17 protein-coding genes and 1 pseudogene are annotated in these 19866 nt (G+C 30.9%); 14 read left to right on the plus strand and 4 right to left on the minus strand.

The genetic code is table 11. From position 1 onward, the window contains the following. The first annotated feature begins 19 nt into the window (after nucleotides 1-19). From SBL15_RS05535 to brnQ3, 9 genes and pseudogenes are all read left to right on the plus strand, one after another. The gene (locus SBL15_RS05535) at nucleotides 20-679 is read left to right on the plus strand and encodes a response regulator transcription factor (protein ID WP_317955390.1); all 660 of its coding nucleotides are present in this window, start codon (nucleotides 20-22) and stop codon (nucleotides 677-679) included. Then, entirely contained in the window at nucleotides 676-2037 is a 1362-nt protein-coding gene (locus SBL15_RS05540; RefSeq protein WP_037537092.1) for an ATP-binding protein, read from the plus strand. The genes SBL15_RS05535 and SBL15_RS05540 overlap by 4 nt, the downstream gene beginning before the upstream one ends. 281 nt (nucleotides 2038-2318) lie before the next feature. Further along, nucleotides 2319-5127 (plus strand): annotated as a pseudogene (locus tag SBL15_RS05545) (2-oxoglutarate dehydrogenase E1 component). A gap of 11 nt (nucleotides 5128-5138) precedes the next feature. Continuing rightward, entirely contained in the window at nucleotides 5139-6413 is a 1275-nt protein-coding gene (gene sucB, locus SBL15_RS05550; RefSeq protein ID WP_037537094.1) for a dihydrolipoyllysine-residue succinyltransferase, read from the plus strand. A 1079-nt stretch (nucleotides 6414-7492) separates the two neighbouring features. Next, nucleotides 7493-8299 carry a lactoylglutathione lyase gene (locus tag SBL15_RS05555; RefSeq protein WP_037537095.1) on the plus strand — a complete coding sequence of 269 codons (807 nt, stop codon included), beginning with the start codon at nucleotides 7493-7495 and terminating at the stop codon, nucleotides 8297-8299. Nucleotides 8300-8335: 36 nt separating this feature from the next. Further along, on the plus strand, nucleotides 8336-8539 hold the full coding sequence (locus SBL15_RS05560; RefSeq protein WP_029376685.1) for a DUF6501 family protein: 204 nt from the start codon (nucleotides 8336-8338) through the stop codon (nucleotides 8537-8539). Between the two features lie 145 nt (nucleotides 8540-8684). Further along, nucleotides 8685-9476, plus strand: a complete 792-nt coding sequence (locus SBL15_RS05565) for an ATP-binding protein (protein WP_107612671.1) — start codon at nucleotides 8685-8687, stop codon at nucleotides 9474-9476. A gap of 12 nt (nucleotides 9477-9488) precedes the next feature. Beyond that, nucleotides 9489-11378, plus strand: a complete 1890-nt coding sequence (locus tag SBL15_RS05570; RefSeq protein WP_107619620.1) for a vWA domain-containing protein — start codon at nucleotides 9489-9491, stop codon at nucleotides 11376-11378. A 128-nt stretch (nucleotides 11379-11506) separates the two neighbouring features. Next, the gene (gene brnQ3 / locus SBL15_RS05575) at nucleotides 11507-12850 is read left to right on the plus strand and encodes a branched-chain amino acid-like transporter carrier protein BrnQ3 (protein WP_107612667.1); all 1344 of its coding nucleotides are present in this window, start codon (nucleotides 11507-11509) and stop codon (nucleotides 12848-12850) included. Nucleotides 12851-12922: 72 nt separating this feature from the next. Here the strand turns inward: brnQ3 and SBL15_RS05580 are convergent, their stop codons facing one another. From SBL15_RS05580 to SBL15_RS05590, 3 genes are read right to left on the minus strand one after another with little or no spacing between them, the layout of a single operon-like run. After that, nucleotides 12923-14092 (minus strand): toxic anion resistance protein, encoded by a 1170-nt coding sequence (locus SBL15_RS05580; protein WP_107612665.1) that lies wholly within the window; start codon nucleotides 14090-14092, stop codon nucleotides 12923-12925. Between the two features lie 26 nt (nucleotides 14093-14118). Next, on the minus strand, nucleotides 14119-14745 hold the full coding sequence (locus SBL15_RS05585) for a 5-bromo-4-chloroindolyl phosphate hydrolysis family protein (RefSeq protein WP_011275799.1): 627 nt from the start codon (nucleotides 14743-14745) through the stop codon (nucleotides 14119-14121). Nucleotides 14746-14766: 21 nt separating this feature from the next. Beyond that, nucleotides 14767-15036 (minus strand): acylphosphatase, encoded by a 270-nt coding sequence (locus SBL15_RS05590; protein ID WP_037537100.1) that lies wholly within the window; start codon nucleotides 15034-15036, stop codon nucleotides 14767-14769. 165 nt (nucleotides 15037-15201) lie between these two features. Here SBL15_RS05590 and msaA point away from each other — a divergent pair, with 165 nt between their 5' ends. The 5 genes from msaA (at nucleotide 15202) to SBL15_RS05615 (ending at nucleotide 18466) form a co-directional block, all read left to right on the plus strand. After that, the gene (msaA, locus tag SBL15_RS05595) at nucleotides 15202-15510 is read left to right on the plus strand and encodes a regulatory protein MsaA (RefSeq protein ID WP_011275801.1); all 309 of its coding nucleotides are present in this window, start codon (nucleotides 15202-15204) and stop codon (nucleotides 15508-15510) included. A 204-nt stretch (nucleotides 15511-15714) separates the two neighbouring features. Further along, nucleotides 15715-15915 (plus strand): cold shock protein CspA, encoded by a 201-nt coding sequence (gene cspA, locus SBL15_RS05600; protein ID WP_002433901.1) that lies wholly within the window; start codon nucleotides 15715-15717, stop codon nucleotides 15913-15915. A gap of 537 nt (nucleotides 15916-16452) precedes the next feature. Further along, nucleotides 16453-16863: an Msa family membrane protein gene (locus SBL15_RS05605; protein WP_053017673.1), complete on the plus strand. Its 411-nt coding sequence runs from the start codon at nucleotides 16453-16455 to the stop codon at nucleotides 16861-16863. Continuing rightward, nucleotides 16850-17707 (plus strand): ABC transporter ATP-binding protein, encoded by an 858-nt coding sequence (locus tag SBL15_RS05610; protein ID WP_317955396.1) that lies wholly within the window; start codon nucleotides 16850-16852, stop codon nucleotides 17705-17707. Before SBL15_RS05605 ends, SBL15_RS05610 begins: the two co-directional genes overlap by 14 nt. Before the next feature lie 9 nt (nucleotides 17708-17716). Continuing rightward, nucleotides 17717-18466 (plus strand): hypothetical protein, encoded by a 750-nt coding sequence (locus tag SBL15_RS05615; RefSeq protein WP_142813125.1) that lies wholly within the window; start codon nucleotides 17717-17719, stop codon nucleotides 18464-18466. 133 nt (nucleotides 18467-18599) lie between these two features. Here the strand turns inward: SBL15_RS05615 and lysA are convergent, their stop codons facing one another. Further along, nucleotides 18600-19865, minus strand: a complete 1266-nt coding sequence (gene lysA / locus SBL15_RS05620) for a diaminopimelate decarboxylase (protein ID WP_317955398.1) — start codon at nucleotides 19863-19865, stop codon at nucleotides 18600-18602. Between the last annotated feature and the right edge of the window lies 1 nt (nucleotide 19866).

Raw genomic sequence — 19866 nt, forward strand, 5'->3', positions numbered from 1 at the left:
AAAAGAGGTGAAAATAATAATGACTAATATACTTATTGTGGAAGATGAACAAAATTTAGCCCGCTTCTTAGAACTAGAACTAACTCATGATAATTATAGTGTAGATATAGAATATGAAGGACAAGCAGGGCTCGAAAAAGCATTAAGTAATAATTACGATTTAATTATATTAGATTTAATGTTACCAAAAATAAATGGCTTAGAAATATGTCGCCGTGTCAGACAAGAACAATCAACGCCTATCATTATTATTACGGCTAAAAGCGATACATATGACAAAGTGACCGGTTTAGATTACGGTGCTGACGATTATATTGTAAAACCCTTTGAAATTGAAGAATTATTTGCACGCATTCGTGCAGTACTCCGTCGTCAACCTCAAAAGGATATCATTGATATCAATGGCATTAAAATAGACGTCGATGCTTTTAATGTCACAATTAATGGAGAACAGTTAGATTTCACTAAAACCGAATATGACTTACTTTATTTATTAGCAACCAACAGAAACCGTGTACTACAAAGAGAACAGATCTTAGATCATGTTTGGGGCTATGACAGTGAAGTTGAGACGAATGTCGTAGATGTTTATATTCGATATTTACGCAACAAACTTAAACCTTATGGTAAAGATAAAACGATTGAAACCGTTCGTGGTGTTGGGTACGTGATCAGATGATTAAAAAGGGTACTTTAAAATATAAGTGGATGATGATTACAACGTTAATCATGTTTAGCACAATTATTCTTTTCTGTCTTGTTATAATCTTCTTTTTAAAAGATACCTTAAGAGACGGTGAGATTGATGAGGCTGAACACAGTTCAAGTGATATCGTTAATTTGGTAGAATCACGATCTATGAATAATATTACTACTTTAGATTTGACTGCTATGTTGGAGAATTTTGAAAAAGCCATTATTTACGATCGAAATGGTAAACAATTAATGCAATCCTCAAATGAAAATATGATTAATTTTAAACCTGATATTGATTTTGTTGATCCTGAAACGATTCAAATTTCAAAACATAACGGAATCCCTTACTTAATTATTACAGAACCAATACATAGTGAACGTTTTGAAGGCTATAGTGTTTTAATTCACTCCCTTGAAGGATATAACAATGTCGTTCGTTCATTATATTTTGTAGCCATTGCATTTGGTTTGTTAGCAACTTTCATTATGGCGGGTATTAGTTATATTTTTTCAACGCAATTAACTAAGCCACTCGTAACCATGTCGAACAAGATGATTCAAATACGACGAGATGGATTTCAAAATAAACTTGAACTCAAGACGAACTATGAGGAAACAGATAATTTAATCGATACCTTTAATGATATGATGTACCAAATTGAGGAATCATTTAACCAACAACGTCAATTTGTTGAAGATGCTTCTCACGAGTTACGCACGCCGCTACAAATCATTCAAGGTCATTTAAATTTAATTCAACGTTGGGGTAAAAAAGACCCAGCTGTTCTTGAAGAGTCTCTTAATATTTCATTAGAGGAAATGAATCGAATAACGAAGTTGGTTGAAGAATTATTATTATTGACTAAAGACAAAGTTAATATTCAGGCATTAGAATTTGAAGAAGTAAATATTAATGAAGAAATTCGTTCACGTATTAAATCTTTAAAACAATTACATCCAGATTATCAATTTAAAACGCATCTATCAAAGAAACCATTAACATTACAGATTAATCGTCATCAGTTTGAACAGTTATTACTTATTTTTATTGATAATGCAATGAAGTATGACAAAGATAATAAGCAAATCGAAATAGCTACTCAATTAAGAAACAAACAAATTAGTATTGAAATTACAGACCATGGTCTTGGTATTCCTAAAGAAGATCAAGAGTTTATTTTTGATCGTTTTTATAGAGTTGATAAATCCCGCGCAAGAAGTCAAGGTGGTAATGGCTTAGGGCTTTCTATTGCTGAGAAGATAGTACAACAATATGGTGGTTACATAACTGTTGACAGCGAAGTAAACCAATATACAACGTTTAAAATTATATTTAAATAAATATTTAAATCGAAGCTGGGACAATTAAGTTGTTCCGGTTTTTTAATACATAACTTTCTTTCAAATAACATCTACAATTAAAACACTCATTCAAACTATCTCTATTTCACATTTTCAGTAAAATTTTCCATCAATTTTCACACAAAATCATATAAATTCAAATTACCAGATTTAGTATTTTTGTTTTTTCCATAATATTCAGTCAATGGACTTTATCAAAGCCACAAATAGTGCTATTATTGACCTGTAAGCGGTTTAACTATTTTGTGGAGGGTAATACTATGGCAAAGGATAACAAGGATGTTACAGAAGCTCCTGTAAACTTCGGTGCTAACCTAGGTTTAATGTTAGATTTATACGATGACTATCTACAAGACCCTAGTTCAGTGCCTGATGATTTACAAGTTCTTTTCAGCACTATTAAAAATGGCGAAGCTCATGTCGCAGCTAAGTCAACCACTGAAGGGAGTGGTTCATCAGCAGGCGATGGTACAATTAAGCGTATTATGCGCTTAATCGACAATATAAGACAATACGGTCACCTTAAAGCTGATATTTACCCTGTTAATGCTCCTAAAAGAACTAATCTTCCTAAGTTAGAAATTGAAGAGTTTAACTTAGATAAAGAAACATTAGAAAATGTCTCAGCAGAAATTGTATCTGATCATTTCAAAGATATATATGATAATGCTTACGAGGCAATTGAAAGAATGGAGAAGCGTTATAAAGGGCCGATTGCCTTTGAATATAATCATATTAATAATAATAAAGAACGTACGTGGTTAAAACGACGTATTGAAACACCATATAGAGCTAATATCAATAATGATGAAAGAAAAAAATTATTTGATACTTTAGCGCATGTAGAAGGCTTTGAAAAGTATTTACACAAAAACTTTGTTGGTGCTAAACGATTCTCTATTGAGGGTGTTGATACATTAGTTCCAATGTTACAACATACATTAAAACGTGCTGCTGAAGTTGAAATTAACAATATTCAAATTGGTATGGCACACAGAGGTCGTTTAAATGTTTTAACTCATGTGCTAGAAAAACCATATGAAATGATGATTTCTGAGTTTATGCACACAGATCCTATGAAATTCTTACCAGAAGATGGCAGTCTTGAACTAACTGCTGGATGGACAGGAGATGTGAAGTATCACTTAGGTGGTGTGAAGACAACTTCTTCATATGGTATTGAACAACGAATTTCATTAGCTAATAACCCAAGTCACTTGGAAATTGTTGCGCCAGTGGTAATTGGTAAAACACGTGCATCACAAGATGACACAAAACACGCTGGTAAACCAACTACAGATTTCCATAAAGGTATGCCAATTATAATTCATGGGGATGCTGCATACCCAGGACAAGGTATTAATTTTGAAACAATGAATTTAAGTAACCTAGATGGTTATTCAACTGGTGGTGCCTTACACATCATCACTAATAATAGAATTGGATTCACTACGGAACCAGTTGATGGACGTTCAACAACATATTCAACTGATATTGCGAAAGGTTATGACGTACCAATTTTACATGTAAATGCAGATGATGTTGAAGCAACAATTGAAGCTATTGATATTGCAATGGAATTCCGAAAAGAATTTCATAAAGATTTTGTAATTGATTTAGTCGGCTATCGTCGTTACGGGCATAATGAAATGGACGAACCTTCGATTACAAATCCACTTCCATATCATAATATTCGCAAACATGATTCAGTTGAAATTATTTATGGTAATAAGTTAGTTGAAGACGGCGTTATTTCTAAGGAACAAATGGAAGACGTAATGGATAAAGTTCAAAAAGAAATGCGTGCCGCTCAAGACAAGATTGATAAATCAGATAAAATGGATAATCCAGATATGGAAAGACCTGAGTCATTGCAAGAACCTTTACAAAGTGATGATAAGGATTTCTCAGTAGATCATCTTAAAGAAATTAATGATGCTATGCTCTCATATCCTGAAGATTTCCATGTACTTAAAAAGCTAAATAAAGTTCTAGAAAAACGTAGAGAGCCTTTCGAAAGTGAAAATGGTTTAGTAGACTGGGCTCAAGCTGAGCAACTTGCTTTTGCAACGATTGTTCAAGATGGTATATCTGTTCGATTAACCGGACAAGATAGTGAGCGTGGTACGTTCAGTCATAGACATGCTGTATTACACGATGAAGAAAATGGTGATACATTTACACCATTACATCATGTGCCTAATCAAAAAGCCACATTTGAAGTTCACAATAGTCCATTATCTGAAGCAGCTGTCGTTGGCTTTGAATATGGCTATAATGTTGAAAATAAAAATAGCATGAATATTTGGGAAGCTCAATACGGAGACTTTTCTAATATGGCTCAAATGATGTTCGATAATTTCATGTCATCAGCACGTGCTAAGTGGGGAGAAAGAAGTGGTTTAACGCTATTCTTACCTCACGCATTTGAGGGTCAAGGACCTGAACACTCTTCAGCACGTTTAGAAAGATTTTTACAACTAGCAGCTGAAAATAATAGTACAGTTGTTAATTTATCTAGTTCAAGTAACTATTTCCATTTATTAAGAGCACAAGCTAAGAGTTTAGGTACTGAAGCTATGAGACCATTAATTGTAATGTCTCCAAAAAGCTTATTAAGAAATAAAACAGTTGCTAAACCAATAGATCAATTCACTTCAGGTGGTTTCAAACCTATTATTGTCGAGGATGGAAATAAAGAGAAAGTGACTAAACTTGTATTCGCATCAGGTAAAATGTTCATAGATTTAAAAGAACATATAGCTAAAAATCCAGATGATTCAATTTTATTAGTTGCAGTTGAACTTTTATATCCATTCCCTGAAGGGGAAATTAAAGAAGTATTAAATGAATTACCTAATCTTGAAACAGTATCTTGGGTTCAAGAAGAACCTAAAAATCAAGGCGCTTGGTTATTCGTTTATCCTTATTTAAAATCACTTGTAGGTAACCAATTTAATTTAAGCTATCATGGTAGAATTCAACGTGCAGCGCCAGCTGAAGGTGATGGAGAAATTCATAAACTTGTTCAAAATCAAATTATTGAAAGTAGCATTGAAAAATAACTAGGGGGAAATATTATGCCAGAGGTAAAAGTTCCAGAATTAGCAGAATCTATAACAGAGGGTACCATTGCAGAATGGTTAAAAAATGTGGGAGATAGCGTAGAAAAAGGCGAAGCTATCCTAGAATTAGAGACAGATAAAGTTAACGTTGAAGTTGTTTCTGAAGAAGAAGGAGTACTTCAAGAACAATTGGCTTCTGAAGGCGACACTGTGGAAGTCGGCCAAGTTATCGCAACTGTTGGCGAAGGTAGTGGTAATGCTTCTTCAAGCAAAGAGGAATCTTCAGACCAATCTCAATCTGCGAACAACGATGAAGCGAATAAAGAATCAGCTCAACCAAAAGAATCTCAATCAAATAATGAAGAAAAAACACAATCTAATCCTAACAATCAACGTGTTAATGCAACGCCATCAGCTCGTCGCCATGCACGTGAAAACGGTGTAGATTTAAGCACTGTTTCTGGAAAAGGAAACGATGTTGTACGTAAAGATGATGTTGAAAATAGCCAAAAAGCAGCTCAATCTCAAACTTCTCAAGAAACAAGCAAAAAAGAAGAACCTAAAAAATCTTCAGGTGCACCTAATAAACCTGTAATTAGAGAGAAAATGTCTCGCAGAAAGAAAACAGCTGCTAAAAAATTATTAGAAGTTTCTAATAATACAGCAATGTTAACTACATTCAATGAAGTAGATATGACAAACGTTATGGAATTACGTAAACGTAAAAAAGAACAATTTATTAAAGATCATGATGGTACTAAACTAGGTTTCATGTCATTCTTTACAAAAGCTGCAGTTGCTGCATTGAAAAAATATCCTGAAGTAAATGCTGAAATCGACGGCGATGATATGATTACTAAACAATATTATGATATTGGTGTAGCTGTTTCTACTGATGACGGTTTATTAGTTCCTTTCGTACGAGATTGTGATAAAAAGAACTTTGCAGAACTTGAAAGAGCTATTGCTGACTTAGCAGTTAAAGCAAGAGATAAAAAACTTGGTTTAGATGATATGGTTAATGGATCATTTACAATTACTAATGGTGGTGTATTTGGTTCAATGATGAGTACACCAATTATTAATGGTAACCAAGCAGCTATCCTAGGTATGCACTCAATCATTACTCGTCCAATTGCAATTGATAAAGATACAATTGAGAATAGACCAATGATGTATATTGCTTTAAGTTATGACCATAGAATTATTGATGGTAAAGAAGCAGTAGGATTCTTAAAAACAATTAAAGAATTAATCGAAAGCCCTGAAGATTTACTTTTAGAAAGCTAATCTCAAAGGAATATAACCTCAAACTAATATTGATACAACGGCGTCACATCGTCGTTGTATTTTTTATCTTAAATTTTCAAAAATTAAAAATCATAAATTGAAGTTCAATCAATAAAATAGGCTAATCTTTGTAAGTAGGTGAATTTAACATGACAAAAAAAGGCAAATCAATGCTAGATCGTTGGGAAGACGACAAGAAATGTTTGAAGAACAAGCACCTAAAGAGAGTAAAGAAATAATTAAGAAACGTGAAGATGACTTTATTAAAAGGCTTAGAGAAATACAAAAGAAAAGCTAAAGAAATAAGTGATATACATAAAAAAATTAAAGATGTTATTCAATTAATATTATACAAGTAATGTACAATGCCCTTAAAATAAATCGAGGTGTTATAAATGGATTTAACTTTTTAAGAACAAATAAAATTAAGAGACGATGTACGTAAAATGCCATAGGCTAGTACATTAGCAGAAAGATGAAAAAGAGAACATTAAATGTTTGAGTTACTAGGACTTTATAAATCTGATACTGAGGATATTGATTTATCTAAAATCGCCATAGAAGTCTCTGATGAAGAGTTAGAAGATATATTACTTGGCCGAAAATAAATAACACTTATTTATAAAAAGTTCTTAGGACAATTGTGATTGTAATTTTTTAGAGAATTGCAAATAAAATATTTAAGTATTTAGCGTTTATATTATTGACTAATTATGAAATAGATAATTCTCTTAATAATTATTACATCTCTTAAATAATCCAACTATTATATTATAAGTATAGTCATTACTAATTGACTAAAAGCGAACAATTTTTAATTACATAAAATGAAATCATCAGTTAAACATCTTTTTTAAATTACCCCCCTATCTTATAAAATAAGGATAGGGGAGGGCTTGTTTATATTTAATATAAAATTCTATTTACATTCAATATACGAATTTGAAAAGGTTTTGATTTTCCTTTGTATGTATTTTTGAACTCATCAAATTAACGGCCCATTATGTAGTTCATGATATAAATCATATTTAAAATGCGTTATAATAATTAAGAAAAGACAAATATTAGGGGTGTCATGCATGAGTGGACTTAGAAGTGTCACATTAGGGACAAGTGATCTTTCTAAAACAAATAAACTATTTAAAGATATCTTAGGACTAAATGTAGCATCTAAAAATCAAGCTTTACGTTTTGGTGATGCGGATTTAAGTCCAGGTACACGAATACATTTTGTTGAAGTGCCAAATTCAGAATATGAAAATCAACATATCGCTAGTGTTGGTTTGCGAACGCCGACAGATTCAGGATTGGATGAGTATCAAACGATTTTAAAAGATAATCAAATTCAAGCAAGTGAAATTACTGAGTTAAACGGTAATAAGCATTTTAATTTCGAAGATAGCAACCATCAAATTTTTGATATTTATTCGAATGAACATAATACGGGCGTAGGACTAGGCACACCTACTTTTGATAGTACAGTAAATCCGCTACACCAAATTCAGGGACTTGGTCCTATCATTATTAAAGTTAATGAATTGCCAGTTACAGCATCTATCCTAAAGAATGTATTTAACTTAACTCATTATGCTGAGTACGAATCAACAGAGTTTCCTGAACAAGTGATACAAGTATTTCAAATTGGCGAAGGTGGTTTAGGTGGTGAACTTCATTTATATCAGCCTAATGAACCTATTGAATTAAAAGAAGAAGGTATCGTTGAGCAAATTGAATTTAGTGCAAATTCAGTTGAAGCATTCAACAATGCACAAAAGGAACTAGATGACATTGGCATTCCTTATCAGACGTTAAATCAAGGCGATGCTAAATCTCTACGTATTACTGAGAATAGTGGCATCTCATTTATTTATACATTAGAAAAGTAAAGACAATAATTATATGGAGGCATGAAATTTATGGCAATGTTACATGAAACATGGAAAACACGTACACCTATTAAAAAAGTTGAAGTGATTAATACAGATGCTAAGAAGTTCACAGTTTCTGATATGTTAACTGTTGGAAAGCAATATGATGTTATTAATGAAACTGAGGAATACTATCAAATTATTGATAATTCTGGTTTAGTCGGTGGTTATTATAAAACGTACTTTAAAGAAGTTTAGTATCAATAATTAAGCATGATCATGATTTAAACAAGACTTGGGGGTTATTTTGAAAAAGTAATCGTTGAAATATACTCAACATTACTTTTACAATGCAACTTCTTAGTCTATTTTTCATTTTAAAGAAGGAGAGTAAATTACAAAAATGATTAAGAATCAATATATTAATTCAGATGAATCCGTATTTAATGATGCTAAAGCATTATTTAATTTAAATAAAAATATATTACTTAAAGGGCCAACAGGTTCTGGTAAAACCAAATTAGCGGAAACACTTAGTGCAGTTGTTAATACACCAATGCATCAAGTTAACTGTTCAGTAGATTTAGACACTGAAAGTCTACTTGGTTTTAAGACAATTAAAACAAACGAACAAGGTCAACAAGAAATTGTTTTTATAGATGGTCCTGTAATTAAAGCAATGCGTGAAGGACATATCCTTTATATTGATGAAATAAATATGGCCAAACCTGAAACCTTACCAATATTAAATGGTGTTCTAGATTATCGTCGCCAACTTACAAACCCATTTACTGGAGAAGTGATAAAAGCGGCGCCAGGATTCAACGTTATTGCTGCAATTAATGAAGGCTATGTAGGTACACTTCCTATGAACGAAGCTTTGAAAAACCGTTTTGTTGTTATTCAAGTAGATTATATAGACGGTGATATATTAAAAGACGTTATTAAGCAACAAAGTCAACTTCAAGATGATGCTATTATTGAACAAATTATCAAATTCAATGAAGATTTACGTACAATGTCCAAACAAGGACAAATTTCTGAAGAAGCAGCTAGTATCAGAGCATTAATAGATTTAAGTGACTTAATTACTGTAATGCCAATAGAGCGTGCTATTCAACGCACAATTATCGATAAATTAGAAGATGAGCGTGAACAACAAGCAATCAAAAATGCGATTGAATTAAACTTTTAGAGAGGGATTACTATGAGCGATCGTTTTATCAAATTTAATGATGAGCAATTAGATGCTAAGCAAGTTATGATGCTACAAGACTTAGCGCGCTTACTTCTTAAAAATGAGCAAACACAAGTTAAAATTCAAAAATTCCCTTACTATGATCCAATTAATAACACATTGATCACAAGTTGGTTCTGGTCGCACCGTCCCGAGCATATAGAGAAAGCCGGTCTTAAAACTGACGTGATGCTCGCAGCTTATGGGTATCAAATGATGGATGAATCTATTGTGAATGAAGTATTACATGATGATGAGTTTGAACACCCTAAGTTTTATCAGCAAATCTTTAGATTACTAGAAGATATGCGCGTGTTTAATCATATTCGTAATGAACGCCCAAGTACGTCTAAATTAATAGATTTACGTTTACAAACGAGATTGTCTTATACAGAATCTCAAATTAAATTCTATAAAACTAAAACTGTGTATACTGATTTACTATTTTTATATTTAGAAAAAGCATTTCTTAGTCAGAATTTCTTTGATATTCCAATGATGCATTCACAATTAGACGATATTTTGAATTCTATGTTTCAATATTTGCCTAACTTTTTCCAAAATGAAACATCAGAAGATAATATGTACTTAGCTCAACGTATCATGTTTCAAATTGATGATATGTTAACCAAAGATATGTTAAATGAATATTATCATCTCCCTCGTCGTGTATACGAGGCAATCCATGAAATGACGTTTGATGAGTTAAAACGTACAGATGCGAGTAATGTAGATGGAAAAGACAATACCTCTGAGGATACGGACTCTGAGACTGCTGAAGCTGAAACGAATGCCCAAGATAGTAAATCAGAAGGCGGTGCTTACCTTGAAATGGAACTTCATGAGGGCGAAAATAGTGAGGTAATAAGTGATAATGATACTGCTCGTGAAGGTGATTCTACAGACGATATGACAGACATGATGACCAAAAAAGGTCGTGGTTCTGATAATACATTAAATAATGATGAAGGTGGCTCTATAGGAGAGAATGCGTCATTCGCACTTAAAGGGATTAACGAAAATGTAGAAATTAAATGGAATGTTCCCGAAATCGAACCGGATTACTTATTAGAGTATCAAAATGTTAAAAACGATGTTCAATTTGAAACTAAGGATTTAATTCAAATTATCAAGAAAACCATTGATCGCGAGCATGTTGATGAGCGACATAACCTTACTAAAGGTCGTTTGCAAAGAGATTTAACAAATTGGTTTATCGATGATCAATATAAATTATTTTATAAAAAACAAGATTTAAGTAAAACGTTTGATGCCACTTTTACTTTATTAATTGATGCATCTGCAAGTATGTTCGATAAGATGGAAGAGACAATCAAAGGGGTTGTTCTTTTCCACGAAACATTGAAAGCATTAAATGTTAAACATGAAATACTTGCGTTCAATGAAGATGCATTTGATTCTGATGATCGTAAACAGCCTAACATCATTGATGAAATTGTTCATTATGATTATTCAACCATGGAAAAAACTGGCCCTCGAATCATGTCTTTACACCCACAAGATGATAACCGTGATGGCGTAGCTATACGTATTGCTAGCGAACGTTTGCTAAGAAGAAGTCATAATCAACGTTTCTTGATAGTATTTTCCGATGGTGAACCTTCAGCCTACAATTATGCACAAGATGGTATATTAGACACTTATGAAGGTGTAGAAATGGCCCGCAAATACGGTATTGAAGTATTTAATGTGTTTTTGAGTCAAGATGTTATAACAGAAGATATTGAACAAACCATTCATAACATTTATGGTCAATACGCATTATTTGTAGAAGGTGTAGAAAATTTGCCGAGTCATTTATCGCCATTACTAAAAAAATTACTTCTAAAATCATTTTAAAGAATATAAGATTTCTATTTTAAATATTTATCAACTTTTCAAATTTTCTGAAATTACATAGACTTGTAAATCCTTTTTATGCTAGAATGTTTAATATTGCAAACATACACATAAAAAGGAGCAATTCTATGAATAAGAATACTTGGATAGTAGGATTTACATTATTCGCTATGTTTTTTGGCGCAGGTAATCTTATTTTCCCACCAAATTTAGGCCAAGATAGTGGTCATTTCTTTTGGCCAGCAGTTATCGCATTTTGTTTAACAGGAATTGGCTTACCTTTGTTAGGCGTTATCGTTGGCGCATTAGATAAACAAGGGTATGTAGGTTCATTAAATAAAATATCACCTAAATTTTCTGTAATATTTTTAATTATTATATATTTAACAATAGGGCCTCTGTTTGCAATTCCGCGTACAGCTTCGACTTCATTTGAGATGACTGTGACACCAATTGCTCATACAAATAGTAATTTGGTGCTATTTATATTCACCCTTATCTATTTCCTAGTCGTTCTTTACCTATGTATAAATCCAGGTAAAATTGTAGATCGTATAGGATCTCTATTAACACCATTATTATTAATAACAATTTTAGCAATGATTATTAAAGGATTTGTTGATTATAGTGGTAATGCTCCATCTCATGGAAACAAGGTTGATTACAATTCAGCTATTGGAAGTTTCTCAAAAGGCTTTACAGAAGGGTACTTAACTATGGATGCAATCGCAGCAATTGCTTTTTCAATGATTGTAGTTAACGCGATAAAAGCTACAGGGGTTAAACATGCAAATCAAATATTTAAACAAACAGTTATGTCAGGCTTAATTGCAGCCATAGCGCTTGTATTTATATATGTTTCATTAGGATTTATAGGCAATCATATGAACGTTGACAGCGCGACACTCAAAAATCTGACAGCTAAAGATCAAAATGTTGGTGCTTATTTATTAACAACAATGGCGGCGAATGGTTTTGGTGTCTTCGGTAAATATCTATTGGGTATTATCGTTGCACTCGCTTGTTTAACAACTGCTTGTGGCTTAATTGTATCTGTAAGTCAATATTTTAATAGAATATTCCCTAAAGTTTCATACAAAGCTTATACAATATTCTTTACTTTGATTAGTTTCATACTGGCAAATTTAGGTTTAAATGCTGTAATTTCTATGTCTGTTCCAGTTTTAAGCGTCATTTATCCTATAGCAATAACTGTTGTATTACTAATTTTACTTGCACGATTCATTCCAACTAAACCAATTGCACAGCAAATACCAATTGCAGTTATTAGTATTGTTTCAATATTAAGTGTTATAAGTACCAATGGTTGGGTAAAGATGTCATTTATTGATGCTTTACCGTTAAAGCAATATTCTTTAGAGTGGTTCCCAATAGCAGTAGTCGCAACTATTATTGGATATGTCATTGCTAAATTCGTAAACCAAGACCATATTGTTTATCAAAAAGAATAGCTATCAAAACGAATTAATTATATTAAAAAAGCACATCATACTCATTTTGAGTTGTGATGTGCTTTATTTATTCTATTCCTTCTTCATCGAAAGTAAGTGTTGTTTTAATTCATCTTCTAAGCCAACAAGTTCTTTCTCAGCTTCTTTACGTTTTTGACGACCATTTTGTTGGATTTGAAGTGTTTGTTCAATTGTTTCAATAATATCACTTTGCGTTGTTTTAAGTGTTTCAATGTCTACAATGCCACGCTCATTTTCCGTAGCAGTTTCAATAGCATTTTGTTTTAACATAGCCGCATTCTGAGTAAGTAAATCATTGGTTGTATCTGTTACGGCACGTTGGGCAGACACTGCATTACGCTGTCTCATTAACGTAAGGGCAATTGCCATTTGATTTTTCCAAAGTGGAATACTTGTAAGAATGGAACTTTGAATTTTCTCAGCCAATGCTTGATTAACGTTTTGAATCATGCGAATTTGTGGTGCAGTTTGTATTGCAATTTGACGAGATAATTGTAAATCATAAATACGCTTATCTAAGCGATCAACAAATTGTTCCATATCCGCTACGGCTTGTATATCCATTTGATTACCAGTTTGATTGGCATGTTCTTGTAGTTTCGGAATGTCGTTCGTTTGTATTTCATGTTTTCTTCTTTTAGCGGCGGCGATATATAAATTAACATCATCAAAGTAATCTTTATTTTGTTGATATAATCCGTCTAATAATTTGATATCTTTTGATAGATTATTTTTATGTCTATCAAGCTGAATTGTAATTCTATCAATTTGGGAACTTACTGATTGCATCCTAGAAAACACTTCATTAATTGAAGCTTTTGTACGTTTAAAAAAGCGCTTAAGTTTGGATTGTTTCTCTGGATTTAACTCATCAGGATTTACAGCTTTTAACTTAGTCATTAATTGATTAAGTGAATCTCCAACAGGTCCAATATCTTTCGTCTGCACTTCATCCAACATTTTATGTGAGAATTGAGACATATTTTCTTGCAAATGTGAGCCATATGATAATAGACCATCATTGTCTAAAGGTTTAATTTGTTGACTAATACTTTCAATTTTTTGCATTTCTTTATCACTGAATTGTTGCTGAAAATCATCTAAAACTGTATTTTGATTCGCTAGACTGACATTACTATTATTATCTAGGTTATTTAGTTGCTGTTGTTCTATATAATCATCTAATGGATGTGAGTTGTTAAATTGATCATTTCGAGGCATTTAAAAAATCGCTCCATTTCTTTATTCTAATTATCTTTATGACGTTTTTGTTCTAATTTATTAAGTTCCATTTCAACATCCAGACGCTCATAATCATCTTCATTGATTCTCTTCAGATCAGCAATCAACGTACGTTTAACTTCATCTAAAGTTATACGAGTTTGTTCTAATTTTTGCTTTTCTTCAATCGTTTTTTTCGGCATTTTTGCCAATCGAGTATATGACTCTATTAAATTTAGCGCATTATCTATATGCGAATAAAAGAAACTCTCTACTTTAAAAAACATTGCTGGCCTTTGTTTAACAGCAAAATGAATTGATTTTGAAATTCTATATATATCGTTGATTTGTCTGAAATCTTGAATAGATCTTACATTGACAAATGATTTTAATATTGTTCTAATCTTGTCTTGCGCTTGCTTTAAGTGGTTGCTTACGTAATGATAGTCTCTTCGAGAAAGACCAATTTCGGTTAAATACTTCCTAGACGTGAGTCGTTGAGTAGGGAAGTAGGACACAAAAAACATCCCAATACCAACCAAAGCATCAATAATAAATGAAAGATCAAAGCCAAATACGCTGACCATCCAAGATATCATAGCTACTGGAATTCCTACAATTACGCCTAAAAGTCGAGAAATATTATATCTCAAATTACATCTTCCTTTTTATATTTAAATCGATTTAAAATCAGAAAAATCTTCACTCACATTAGTATCTTCAAGCTCATAGTGTGTAACATGTGAAGCAGGTGATGCACCTTCAGTCACAGCATTAATAAACTGTTCGAGGTCATCGTCATTACCTATTGCATATATTTCAACATAATCATCTACATTCTGGACAGTGCCTAGAATATGATACTTGTTCGCTAATCTTTGTGTATAATATCGAAAGCCTACACCTTGAACCGTCCCAAACACTTGTAAATGCTTTTGCTTCATAGTATCACTCCTTATATTTATTATACGAAGTTTTATACTAAAAAACTAATATTTACTATGGAATAAATAGGCTATCAGACAAAAGTATGAGACATTATATTTTTAATTCAGATATAAAATAGTTAAAATGATTATTATAGGCTAATTGAGAGGGGAAATATATATATGTGGACAGTTGCCAAAATTAGAGCTGACTATGAGGGATGGTGGTTATTTAGTGACTGGACAGATAAAATTATAGAGCAATATCAATTTACTTCATATGATGAAATGCTAAACTATTACAAAAATATAATTTCAAAAAGTAAAGATTATTACGATAATTATGTTGTTGGAAAATACAATATTCATGCGTTTTATAACAATTGCGATTTAAACTTTTGTGAAGATTGTGAAGAAGATTTACAAATATTTTATAGTTTTATTGTATTAAATAATAAAGAAGTATATTATAATCTACCAAAAATTAATTAAAAGATAATTTTCTATAATTGTATTGCAATTTGGTAAGAACTAACATATAATTATTATTAAGCAATGGTTTTATTCCATATTGCAAAGAATATCTGTAAGAGTTATTTATAGCGTTTTGTTATTAATACATAATTGTCACATGTATTTTTTGTAATATGCGAATAATGCATATTGAAAGAATTTAGTCTTGGAGGTTTCAGAATTATGAAACAAGGTACAGTTAAATGGTTTAACGCTGAAAAAGGTTTTGGTTTTATCGAAGTTGAAGGTGAAAACGACGTATTCGTACACTTTTCAGCAATTAACCAAGATGGTTACAAATCATTAGAAGAAGGTCAATCAGTTGAATTTGAAGTAGTTGAAGGCGACCGCGGTCCTCAAGCTGCAAACGTTGTAAAACTATAATAAATAGATTGTTAAATATTGACTTTAGTAACACCTTACCAAGATGTAGGGTGTTTTTTATTTTTAAGTTAAAATTGCTTAAGAAAAAGTTCTACGAAAAATGAGATCAATGAAACTATCAATTTGTTTCGTTGATCTCATTTTTTTATAAAAAAGAGTTTGCCTTTTATTGAATAGCGCAAAATACAATATATTTTTATTGTATAAATATATTATTATTATACTGATAAGTAGGAGAAAGGAGAGATGATTATGTTAAAACTTTTAGATATATTCCAATTCTCAATTGGTAGATTTTATATCGGCTATCGTGGCCGTCATATTAAATGGTAATATCAATCTTAAAAAATCGAAGAATAATTTGTATATTTGCAATTATTTGTATAATACTCAGTAGTTCAATGATGCTAAATTTATTAATTAGATTCCCATCTAGTATTTTATTATATTTATCAAGATATGCTTTTGGTCTTAGAGCATCTATAAGTGTTCATTGGATTTATAATATTTTAGTTTCATAAGTAATAGGGTGATTGTATGAAATTAGCACTTATTTCGATTTTAGTAAATTGTATTTTTTATATTTATTTAGCTTATTTGGGCTTAGATATAAATTTATTTTTATCAACTGTTTTAACTATTATTATTCCTTGCTTAATTTCTTCAATAGCAATAATCTTTGTTAAACCATCAATATTACATGTGTTAATCACTGTTGCATTTAATGTTTTTTATTATATAATTTACAGTTTATATATTATGAATTTAGATGGTTATTTAGAATATGTTTCTAAATATAATATTGATAATAATGATATAAATATACAAGTGTCACCAAATATGTTAGAAATCTCTCAAGTAATTTTTTTAATATTGGCTTATTTAATACCACAACTATTCATAATATTTATTAAATTTAAAAAAGGGGAGAAAAATGTTAGAATTTAAAAATATTTCAAAAAATTATCGTAAAAAAGCAATTTTAGAAAATATAAATTTCAAAATATGTAAAGGTGAAAAAGTCGGTTTGCTTGGTACTAATGGGGCAGGTAAAACTACTTTAATGAAGCTAATTGCTAAATCTCAGTTGCCTACCCAAGGTCATATTTTTTATAATGGCATTGATATAAATAGTAAAGATAACGTTTTAAATGATTTTGCATTTATGATTAATCAAATCTATTTCCCTGAAATTAGCGCTAGAAAAAATTTAGAATATTACTTAGAAATTAATAATAAAAAAGAATATTCTAAAGATATAAGTAAAATTTTAAATCTAGTTGCTCTAGAAGATAACTCGAAGAAAGTAAAATACTTTTCATATGGTATGAAACAGCGATTATGTTTGGCGTTATGTTTAATAATCAAACCAAAAGTTGCTATTTTAGATGAGCCATTTTTAGGTTTAGATCCTATTGGAGTACAAAAATTAATAACAATAATCGAACAATTTTCTAAAGAGAATGACACAATTTTTTTAATATCTAGTCATCAATTAAAAGAATTAGAAGGATTGTGTACAAGGTTTTTATTATTAAATAACCGAAAGATTACAGAAATAGATGCTAAAGAACAAAACAATATTATAAAATCGAAATTTAAAAAAATAATTAACAATAGTGACAATTTACTTTCTAAGTTCTCATTTATTGAAAAAATAGACTTAAATATTGTCACTATAAAAAATGAGAACGATAACTTGTCTAAATTACTTGTAGAGTTAGGGGATAATTCTTTATTAGAAGTTATACATAACTCACATGATTTAGAATCATATTTTTATCAAGAGTAGGTATTTCTAATGTTTAAATTTATATTCATGTATGTTTTTAAGATACGTGCCACATGGTTACTTTTAATTTTAGGTCTCTATCCTTTATTAATATTTTTAGCACAATTTTTAAATAGTAATTTCTTATCACTCTCAGCTAGTCAAGCTGGTAGTGTAAGCTTTTTGGAAACCTTTATAGCGATATATGATACCCAGCAAAAGTCAATGCTATCATTAATAATAGTTGCTTATTTAGCATCAATATTATTCTATAATGAAATTAGTACTAGTCGTCTTCTTTTTTTCAAAGATCAGAATAGAAATAAAATTTTTAATAATAAGTTTTTATCAATCATTATTGTTTATATTACTTTTCTAATTATATTGTGTGTATCCTCAATAATTGTTTATTTATATTTTGTGAATAATCATGATTATTCATCACATTCTTTATTATTTAAAGATACTAAATATAATCATTATTTAATGACAAATTTGATAGGATTATTTTTTACAGATGCTATTCTAATATTTTTATCACTTATTGCATCTATACGTTTCAATACTGGAGTAACTATTATTACTCTAATTACAGGATTTATTCTCATAAAAGTTACAGACAGTATTGATAAAATTAAGCTTTTCCCTTCAAACTTTATCAAATTAGATAGTAATATTAGCTTTTCACAAAATTTATTAATAATGAGTGTTATTACTTTAGTATACATAGTAGTTATATACCTTGTATCAAAACTTATTTTTAAAAAATTACAATATTAGTAAATATATATAATAGTATTAATTATTAAGATATTAAAAACCTACGTAGCAAAATTTATAAAGTCTACGTAGGTTTTAAAATTTAAATTTTTCATTTAACATTCTTTGGAATTATTTTTAAAATTGGTAATTGTTATTTAGTATCGTTAATAATTAATTGACGTAATGATTGGCGTTTAATAACTTCACGTGCTTTACCATCTTTTAAGAAAAATACAGGTGGTTTCTGCATTTGGTTGTAATTAGAAGCCATTGAGTAATGATATGCTCCTGTAGAAAGAATCGCTAGGTAATCACCACGTTGAACAGAAGAAGGGAGTTTCGCATCACGAATAATGATGTCACCTGATTCACATAATTTACCAGCAATTGTTACTGTTTCATCAGCTTCTTCATGACGGTTTACTAATAATGCTTGATATTTGGCACCATATAATGCAGTTCTAATGTGATCGCTCATGCCACCATCAATTGAAACATATTTGTTTACTTCAGGAATTTCTTTAATTGTACCTACTTCGTATAAAGTAATTCCAGCTTCTCCAACAATAGAACGGCCTGGTTCAATACCAATTTCCGGTACTTCATAATTTAGACGTTCAGTTTCAGCTTTGATTGCATCTGTAATTTCTGCAATACCTTCCTCAATAGGGAAGCTTACGTCTCCTTCAACGTATTTGATACCGAAACCTCCACCTAGATTAAGTAATTCAACTTTGATATCATTTTCAGAAAGCCAGTTAAGCACAATCTTAGCAGTTTCAATCATCGCTTCAGTTCCTTCGATTTGAGAACCAATATGGAAGTGAATACCCTTTAAATGTAAACGTTTAGAGTCGCGCACTTTATTAACCGCTTCAATCGCTAAGCCATGGCGAATTGATAAACCGAATTTACTATCTTCTTGGCCAGTTTGAATAAACTCATGCGTATGTGCTTCAACACGAGGATTAACGCGTAATACTACATTTACAGTGTCGCTCGCATATCTGTCGATTAATTCAATTTCCTCAAGTGAATCGATAACAAAATAACCAACGCCACTTTCTAAAGCGTATTGTATTTCACGTTTGGTTTTGTTATTCCCATGGAAGTGGATCTTACTTGGGTCAAACTTTGCTTCTAATGCAGTATATAATTCACCTTCAGAAACTACATCTAATTGTAAGTTTTCTTCTTGTACTAATTTGACCATTTGGATACATGTAAATGCTTTCGAAGCATATGAAATATTATATTTTAAACCACTTTTTTGAAAAGCTGAGTGGTATCTACGCATTTGATTGCGAATTTCATCTTCGTCATAAACAATAGTAGGGGTACCAAAGCTTTGTGCAAGTGTCTTTAAACTTGTATCCGCCATTGTTAACTCACCATAATCATTATATTTTACTGCCATT

This window comes from Staphylococcus sp. NWU MKU2 (assembly GCF_033283605.1).
Classification (GTDB): domain Bacteria; phylum Bacillota; class Bacilli; order Staphylococcales; family Staphylococcaceae; genus Staphylococcus; species Staphylococcus haemolyticus.